General features: G+C 70.7%; 7 protein-coding genes. 6 read left to right on the top strand and 1 reads right to left on the bottom strand.

Features of this window, described 5'->3' with window-relative positions:
- Positions 1-46 precede the first annotated feature (46 nt).
- Positions 47-1,873: a long-chain fatty acid--CoA ligase gene (locus EIZ45_RS43585; RefSeq protein ID WP_043827886.1), complete on the bottom strand. Its 1,827-nt coding sequence runs from the start codon at positions 1,871-1,873 to the stop codon at positions 47-49.
- Positions 1,874-2,019: 146 nt separating this feature from the next.
- Here EIZ45_RS43585 and kynU point away from each other — a divergent pair, with 146 nt between their 5' ends.
- From kynU to EIZ45_RS43555, 6 genes are all read left to right on the top strand, one after another.
- Positions 2,020-3,210 (top strand): kynureninase, encoded by a 1,191-nt coding sequence (gene kynU, locus EIZ45_RS43580; RefSeq protein WP_134670084.1) that lies wholly within the window; start codon positions 2,020-2,022, stop codon positions 3,208-3,210.
- 212 nt (positions 3,211-3,422) lie between these two features.
- Positions 3,423-3,713 carry a hypothetical protein gene (locus EIZ45_RS43575; protein WP_134670082.1) on the top strand — a complete coding sequence of 97 codons (291 nt, stop codon included), beginning with the start codon at positions 3,423-3,425 and terminating at the stop codon, positions 3,711-3,713.
- 376 nt (positions 3,714-4,089) lie between these two features.
- Positions 4,090-6,582, top strand: coding sequence for a nitrate- and nitrite sensing domain-containing protein (locus tag EIZ45_RS43570; RefSeq protein ID WP_134670080.1), 2,493 nt, complete (start codon positions 4,090-4,092; stop codon positions 6,580-6,582).
- Positions 6,582-6,998: a roadblock/LC7 domain-containing protein gene (locus EIZ45_RS43565; RefSeq protein WP_009082431.1), complete on the top strand. Its 417-nt coding sequence runs from the start codon at positions 6,582-6,584 to the stop codon at positions 6,996-6,998. The genes EIZ45_RS43570 and EIZ45_RS43565 overlap by 1 nt, the downstream gene beginning before the upstream one ends.
- The gene (locus EIZ45_RS43560) at positions 6,995-7,363 is read left to right on the top strand and encodes a DUF742 domain-containing protein (RefSeq protein WP_043827889.1); all 369 of its coding nucleotides are present in this window, start codon (positions 6,995-6,997) and stop codon (positions 7,361-7,363) included. Before EIZ45_RS43565 ends, EIZ45_RS43560 begins: the two co-directional genes overlap by 4 nt.
- The gene (locus EIZ45_RS43555) at positions 7,344-7,943 is read left to right on the top strand and encodes an ATP/GTP-binding protein (RefSeq protein ID WP_037815207.1); all 600 of its coding nucleotides are present in this window, start codon (positions 7,344-7,346) and stop codon (positions 7,941-7,943) included. Before EIZ45_RS43560 ends, EIZ45_RS43555 begins: the two co-directional genes overlap by 20 nt.
- Positions 7,944-7,951 lie beyond the last annotated feature (8 nt).

Genomic DNA, 7,951 nt, shown 5'->3' with positions numbered 1-7,951 from the left:
ACCCGATCACGAACTACAGCTGGAGTATTAGAACCGGCACCGCCACTCACGAGGAGTAGAGCGAGGCGATGTCCGGCTGGTAGCGCTCGTTGATCACCCGGCGCTTGAGCTTGAGCGTCGGGGTCAGCTCGCCCGTCTCCGGCGTCCACGCGGTGGTGATGACGTGATAGCGCTTGATCTGCTCAGCCCGCGCGAGCCTGCTGTTCGCCGACTCGACGGCCCGCGCGATCTCCGCCTGGACCGCCTCGTGCTGGGCCAGTGTTTCGATGTCCGCCGCTTCGACGCCGTTGGCCGCTGCCCAGCCGGGCGCGATCTCGTCGTCGAGCACGATCAGCGCGGTCACGTACGGCCGCGCGTCGCCGATCGCGACCGCCTGTCCGATCAGCGGGTGTTCCTTCAGCAGGCCCTCGATCCGGGTCGGCGCGATGTTCTTGCCGCTCGAGGTGATGATCAGTTCCTTCTTGCGGTCGGTGATCGTGACGTAGCCGTCCTCGTCGATCGTGCCGATGTCGCCGGTGGCGAACCAGCCGTCGGCGTCGGTGGCCGGTTCGATCGTGCCGTCCGGCTGCAGGTAGCCGAGGAAGACGATCGGACCGCGGACGAGCAGTTCGCCGTCCTCGCCGGTTTTCACCTCGACGCCGTCGATCGGACGCCCGACGGTGCCCGCGCGGAACGCGTCGGCGCTGTTCGCGGTCGCCGCGCCGGTGGTCTCGGACAGGCCCCAGACCTCGCGGATCTCGACGCCGAGCCCGGCGAGGAAGTACAGCACTTCCAGCGGCAACGCGGCCGCGCCGCTGGACGCGATGTGCAATTGGTCGAGCCCGAGCAGCCCGCGCACCGGGGCGAGCACGGTCTCGTCGGTCTTCGCGATGCGCTCGGCGAGATCGGCGGGCAGTTCCTCGCCCGCGCTGCGGAGTTTGTAGCCCTCTTGCAGGAGTTCGTTGGCCGAGATGAGCGCCTCGCGCCGGTCCTCGGGCACGCCGGCGAGCATGTTCTTCAGGCCCGCCACCATCTTTTCCCACACCCGCGGCACGCCGAAGAAACTCTGCGGACGCACCTGGCCGAGCGCCGCGACGACGCCGGACGGATCGCCGATCGTGTGCACGTGGCCCGCCGCGACGATCGGCAGGTAGATCGACAGCTCGCGTTCGGCGATGTGCGCCAGCGGCAGGTACGCGATGTTCGTGGCGTGCATCGGGGCCTTGTGCAGCGTGTGCACGGCGATCCCCTCGTGGATCGCGTTGCGGTGGGAGAGCACGACGCCCTTGGGGTCGCCGGTGGTGCCCGAGGTGTAGATCATCGCGAGCGGATCGTCCGGACGGATGCCCTGCCACGCCCGATCGAACGCCTCAGGGTCGGCGGCGAGCGCGGCGCGGCCGGTTTCGCGCACCGCGGAGTACGCGACGAACCGGTCGTCGCCGTCCGGGATCGCGGATTCGTCCATGACCACCACGCGGCGCAGCGCGGGCAGGTCGTCGAGCACCGGCAGCCAGCGCGACAGCTCGTCGGCGCCGGCGAGGACGACGATCGGGGCGGCGCTGTGCCGCGCGACGTAGCGGATCTGCTCCGGGCTGAGCGTCGCGTACGCCGTGCACGGGATGGCCGCCAGATGGACCGCCGCGAGGTCGGCGACGAGATGGTCCGGCGAACTCGGGGCCATGATCAGCATCCGGTCGCCCGCGGCGAGGCCGAGCCCGGCGAGCCCGCGCGACACCTCGGCGATCGCGGTCCGGAACTCGCTCCAGGTGAGCGTCGGACGGCCCTCGAGATCGAGCGACGTGAGCGCGGGCCGGTCCCCGTACTCGACGGCGTTGCGCCGCAGCAGCAGCGGGATGGTCTGGCCCTCGGCTTGTTCGGCGATCGACTGGGTCAACGCTGACCTCCTCCGGTGGTGCCTGGTCAGGTCACTCTAGGTCGTCGAAGCGGCGGCCGATAGAGAATCCCGGCCAGCCTCGGCGCTCGAGGGACCGGCCCGCCTCCTGTTAGAAAGGGGGCGAACCGGAACCCCGAGGAGCGTCGATGACCGAATCCGCCGTGCGCGGCGAGAGCCTTGCCGACGAGGCCGCCGCACTCGACGCCGCCGACCCGCTCGCCGCGAAGCGCGCGGAGTTCGACCTTGACCCGGAAGTCGCGTACTTCGACGGGAATTCCCTTGGCGCGCCGCCGAAACACGTCGCGGAGCGGGTGAGCCAGGTGGTGCGGCAGCAGTGGGGGCGGCGGCTGATCCGGTCGTGGACCGAGGGCTGGTGGGAAGCCCCGCAGCGCGTCGGGGAGCGGATCGCGCCGCTGGTCGGGGCCGCGGCCGGGCAGGTCGTGGTGGCGGATTCGACGAGCGTGGACCTGTTCAAGGTGCTCGTCGCGGCGGTGCGGGCGAATCCCGGTCGCGACGAGGTCCTGGTCGACGCGGCCACCTTCCCGACCGACGGCTACGTGGCCGACCAGGCGGCTCGGCTCACCGGGCACGCCGTGCGGCGCGTGCCGGTGGCGGAGCTGCCCGGCGCGGTGAGCGAGCGGACCGCCGCGGTGCTCGTGAACCACGTCGATTACGTCAGCGGGCGGCTGCACGACATGCCGTCGGTCACCGAGGCGGTGCACGCGGCGGGCGCGCTCGCGGTCTGGGATCTCTGCCACAGCGTCGGCGCGATTCCGGTTGAGCTGGACGCGTGCGACGTCGACTTCGCGGTGGGTTGTACGTACAAATTCCTCAACGGCGGACCGGGTTCGCCCGCGTTCGTCTATGTGGCACAGCGGCATCAGGCGGAATTCGATCAGCCGCTCGCCGGATGGGCCGGGCACGCGGATCCGTTCGGCATGGAATCCGGGTACCGCGGCAGCGCGGGGATCGCGCGCGTCCGGGCGGGCACGCCGGACATCCTGTCGATGCTCGCGCTCGACGCCGCGCTGGACGTCTGGGACGGCGTCGACCTTTCCGTGCTGCGCGCGAAAGGATTGGCGCTGGGCGACTTCTTTTTCCGGTGTGCGGACGAACTCCTTCCCGGAGCCGACATTCCGACGCCGCGCGAACACACGCGCGGGCACCAGGTTTCGGTGCGGGACGCGGGCGGGCAGCAGACGATGAACGCGCTGCACGAACGCGGGGTGCTCGGGGATTTCCGGCCGCCGGACGTGCTGCGGTTCGGGCTGGCCCCGCTGTACACGACTTACGCCGAGGTGCTGCGGGCGGTGACCGTGCTGCGCGAGGTGCGCTGAAAAGAATTCGCGCGATATCCTCGCGGATTCGCGGGGATCCGGCCGGATTCGCGGGTCCCGGGTGAACAATCGGTGTCGTGCTCGCCCCTTCGGGTGATCGACGGGCGCGCCGTGCGCTGCCCTGCGGGTATGCTCGGTGCCTGTTTTTTCGCGGGCCGAAGCTGATCGGGCAGCGGTGTCCGCCGCGCGGATCCGGGGCGAAAGGGGCCGAAATGATCGAGAACCGCGGCCGGGAAGTGCCGCTCTCGTACCTCGTGACCCTGCTCGTCGGCGTGGTCATCGGCTTCGTGCTCGCGCGTTTCGGCGGGCTGGTCGCGCGCTATCCGGTCGAATCGACGCTGGTGGCGGTGCTGGTCGCGTCCGTGGCGGTGCTGGCATGGGCGTGCCGGGAGATGCTGCACGATCTGCTGCGGCGCGACCGGCGCGAGACGGCGGAGGAAACCGAAACCGCGCCGATGCCGCGGCTTTCCGCGCATCGGCCGCCGAATGGCGTGCGGCGCTGAATTCCGGAAATCGATCTCGGTTTTCCGTTCGATTCCGCCGCCGATGCGGAAATGCGCATGAGTTTCCGGTGAGTTTTCGCGGACGCGTCGTCGTGACGGACCTCACGCGCGGGCTCCCTGCCGACGGCGGCGGAGCCGGTGCGACCAAGGTCACGTCCGGTGGTGATCAGTTTTCCAAGCACCACAGTGGGTTACTAGCAGGTAACAAGAGGATGACGGCAACGCGGGTCCGGACTTGACTCACCCGTGAAGGTTGCTTACCGTCGTCGCGGGCAACGCAGACCACGGTGAACTGTGATCCGGCTGGTCGGACCGGTGCAACGAAAACACCGAGGACCCGAATACCACAGCAGTGCCGGAAGGAAAACGGATCACGGTGAAGCAGAATTCCGGGCGAAAGGGCCGCGGCTCCTCGATTCGCTCTCGCGTGCTCGCGATCGCGTTGATTCCTAGCGTGGCGTTGCTCGTCGTCGGTATCGCGCTCGCCGGATACCTGATTTTCGACGCGACGCAGGCGCGAAGTTACGCGCAGAAGATTCGCGGTTCGGAAGGCCCCGGCATTCCGTTCCTGCTCGCCGCGGAACAGGAGCGGCAGCTGTCGATGAGCGTGCTCGCCGGACAGGACGCCGCGCGCGCCGCGCTGCTGGCGACCCGGCCGAAGACGGACGCGTCCGCCGCGCAGATCACCTCGGTGCTGCAGGGCAACTTCGCGAGCGACTCGAACGTGCCCGCGAGCGTCAAGCAGAACATCGCCACGTTCGCCGCGCTGGAGGCGAAACTGCCGCAGCTGCGCCAGCGGGTCGACGCCGGCCAGGTGCCGCGGCTCGAGGTTTTTTCCTTCTACAACCAGATCATCGACCAGTTCACCCAGGGCGTCGCCGGTCTCGCGCAGGCCGCGCGCGGCGCGGACAACGCCTACGCCCGGCTGTCCGCGATCCCGATCTTCAACGCCGCCGAGGAAATGCAGCGCAGCGACGCACTGGCCTCGGCCGGGCTCGCCGCGGGCGGGCTGTCCGGCGACGAGCAGCGCGCGTACCTCGGCCAGATCGGCGCGTACCACGCGCAGCTCGAACAGTCGGTGCCGCAGATGGTGCCCGAGGTGCGGGCGAACTACGACAAGCTCGTCTCCAGTCCCGCGTGGACGACTGTGACGCAGGTCGAGAACGCCTTGCTGTCCGGCGCGAAACAGCTTCCGGTGCCGCTGGAGCAGTGGCGGACCGACGCCAAGCAGGTCGCCACCACGCTGATGACGATGTTCGCCGCGCAGAGCGCGCACGCGACCAACGCGGCGATCACCGACGCGGACGACACGCTGCGGAACTCGATCATCGCGGGCGCGGCGGCGGTGCTGTTCGCGCTCGCCGTGGTGCTGGTCGCGCTGCGGCTGTCGAACCGATTCATCTCCCGGCTCGCCCGGCTGCGCGAGGACACCCTCGACGCGGCCGAGGTGCGGCTGCCGGAACTCGTTGGCCGGATCCGGGCGGGCGAACCGGTCGACCTCGACGAGGGCGGGCATCTGCTCGACCACGGGACGGACGAGATCGGCGAGGTGGCCGAGGCGTTCAACCTCGCGCAGCAGTCCGCGCTCGCCGCCGCGGTCGAAGAGGCCAAGACCCGGCAGGGCACGAAGGCGGTGTTCCTCAACATCGCGCACCGCAGCCAGGTCATCGTGCACCGGCAGCTGAAGGTGCTCGACGCCGCCGAGCGCAAGCAGGAGGACCCGGACCAGCTCGACACGCTGTTCCGCCTCGACCACCTCTCCACCCGCGCGCGGCGCAACGCGGAGAACCTGATCATCCTCGGCGGCGGCCAGCCCGGACGGCAGTGGCGCAATCCGGTGTCGCTGGTCGAACTCGTCCGCGGCGCGGCGGCGGAAACCGAGCACTTCGCGCGGGTGAAGACGGCGAAGCTGCCGGAGGTCGCGGTGCGCGGCCCGGTCGTCGGCGACCTCGTGCACCTGCTCGCCGAGCTGATCGACAACGCGACGTCGTTCTCGCCGCCGGAATCGCGCGTCGAACTGCGCGGCAACGTGGTCGGCAAGGGCGTCGTGATCGAGGTCGAGGACCAGGGGCTCGGCATCGAGCCGGAGCAGGCCGACGAGTTCAACGCGATGCTCGCCGACCCGCCGGACTTCGGGATCATGGCGCTGTCCGACGAACCGCGGCTGGGCCTGTTCGTGGTCGCGCGGCTGGCGTCGCGGCACGGGATCTCGGTGCACCTGCGCGAATCCGCGTACGGCGGGACCCGGGCGATCGTGTTGGTGCGCAAGGACTTGCTCGCTCCGCTCAGCGAGACCGAGCCCTCGGACGCCGCCGCGGAACCGGAGTCGGACGGGACGCCGGAGATGTCGCGGCTCGCGGTGGAGCCGTCGCGGCCCGCGCCGGAGCCGCAGCGGGCTGAGCCACAGCGTCCGGAACTGCCGCAACGGAAGCGTCCGGAACCGCAGCGGGCGGACCTGCCGCAGCCGTCGCGGATCGCACCGGAACCGCGGGTCGCGCCGGAGCAGCAGCGCCCGGAGTCGCCGACCCGCCGCGCGATGCGTCCGGTGGCCGAGGCGCCGTCGGCTCGTCCGCCGCAAAACCGCGAGCAGCGCCCGCCCGCGGACGCCGGCCGCGCGCCGCGTCCGGCGGTCGAAAACGGCCGGGCCGCGCCGCCGCGTCCGCCCGGACGGCCCCCGCTGCCGCAGCGGCGCCGGCAGCAGAACCTCGTCCCGCAATTGCGCGGCGACCGGCCGGCGCCGGAATCCGAGGAGGTCCGCGAGGATTCGCCGGAGCAGGCCCGCTCCCGGCTCAGCGCGTTCCAGCAGGGCACCCGGCGGGCCCGCGAGGCCGATCCCGGGCACGACAACAGGTACGGAGATCGCGACTGATGGCGAACAACGGCGTCAACGAGCTCGACTGGCTGCTCGACGACCTCGTGCAGCGGGTCGCCGGCGCGGACCGCGCGGTGGTGCTGTCCGCGGACGGGTTGCTGATCGGCCGGTCGGGCAATCTGTCCGAGGCGGACGCGGAGCACCTGTCCGCGGTCGCGTCGGCGTTCCAGAGCCTCGCCCGCGGCACCGGACGGCACTTCGGCGGCGGCAACGTGCGGCAGACGATGGTCGAGATGGACCACGCGTTCCTGTTCGTCACCGCGGCCGGCCGGGGCGCGTGCCTCGCGCTGCTGGCCGGGGTCGACGCGGACATGGGGCTCGTCGCCTACGAGATGAACCTGATGGTCAAGCGGGTCGGTGCGGTGCTCACCGCGGCGCCGCGGGCCGGAGCGGTCCAGCGGACCTCGCCATGACGGCGCGCGAGTCCTGGTACGAGGACGAGGCCGGTCCGCTGGTGCGGTCCTATGCCGTCACCGGCGGGCGGACCCGGTCCGACACGCGCGGGCTCGACCTCATCACGCTCGTCGTCGCGTTGCGCGCCGCGAGCGAGACGCCCGGGCTCGAACCGGAGTACTCGCGCATTCTTTCCCTGTGCCAGCGCCCGGTTTCGGTCGCCGAGGTGGCCGCGCGGGTCGATCTCCCGCTGCCGGTGGTGAAGGTGCTGCTGAGCGATTTGATAGAACGCAACCTCGTGCTGTTCCGCACCGCGACGCCGGTGACCGACGCCCCCAGCCCCCACGTACTCCAGGCGGTTCTCGATGGCATCCGGAAACTCTGAGCCCCGCCGGTCGCTCACCGCGCAAGCGGTGAAGGTGCTCGTCGCGGGCGGGTTCGGGGTCGGCAAGACGACCATGGTCGGCTCGGTCAGCGAGGTGCCGCCGCTGCGCACCGAAGAGGTGATCACCGCCGCGTCCGAGGGCGTGGACGACCTGTCCGGTGTCGAGGGCAAAACCACCACGACGGTCGCGCTCGACTTCGGCCGGATCACCATCAACCCCGAGCTGATCCTCTACCTCTTCGGCACGCCGGGGCAGGACCGGTTCTGGTTCATGTGGGACGAACTGGCCGAGGGCGCGCTCGGCGCGGTGGTGCTGGCGGACACGCGACGGCTCGAATCTTGTTTCCCCGCGGTGGATTTCTTCGAGCAGCGCGGGCTGCCGTTCGTGGTCGGGGTGAACTGCTTCGACGACGCTTACCGGTACGGCACCGAGGAAGTCCGCGGGGCGCTGGATCTGGATCCGCAGGTGCCGTTGCTGCTGTGCGACGCGCGGGAGCGGGATTCCACCAAGCAGGTGCTGACGGTGCTGATGGAGCACGCGCTCGGGCGGGCGATGCTCGTGAGCGGCAACCCCGGGTAGTTCCCGGG

The organism is Amycolatopsis sp. CFH S0740, from assembly GCF_004522315.1.
GTDB lineage: Bacteria > Actinomycetota > Actinomycetes > Mycobacteriales > Pseudonocardiaceae > Amycolatopsis > Amycolatopsis nivea.
The sequence above is the reverse complement of the archived record's forward strand: the minus strand, read 5'-3'. Positions and strand labels throughout refer to the sequence as shown.

Coding starts and splice junctions, on each gene's coding strand:
- kynU (WP_134670084.1), top strand. CDS start 2,020: ATGACCGAATCCGCCGTGCGCGGCGAGAGCCTTGCCGACGAGGCCGCC.
- EIZ45_RS43575 (WP_134670082.1), top strand. CDS start 3,423: ATGATCGAGAACCGCGGCCGGGAAGTGCCGCTCTCGTACCTCGTGACC.
- EIZ45_RS43565 (WP_009082431.1), top strand. CDS start 6,582: ATGGCGAACAACGGCGTCAACGAGCTCGACTGGCTGCTCGACGACCTC.
- EIZ45_RS43560 (WP_043827889.1), top strand. CDS start 6,995: ATGACGGCGCGCGAGTCCTGGTACGAGGACGAGGCCGGTCCGCTGGTG.
- EIZ45_RS43555 (WP_037815207.1), top strand. CDS start 7,344: ATGGCATCCGGAAACTCTGAGCCCCGCCGGTCGCTCACCGCGCAAGCG.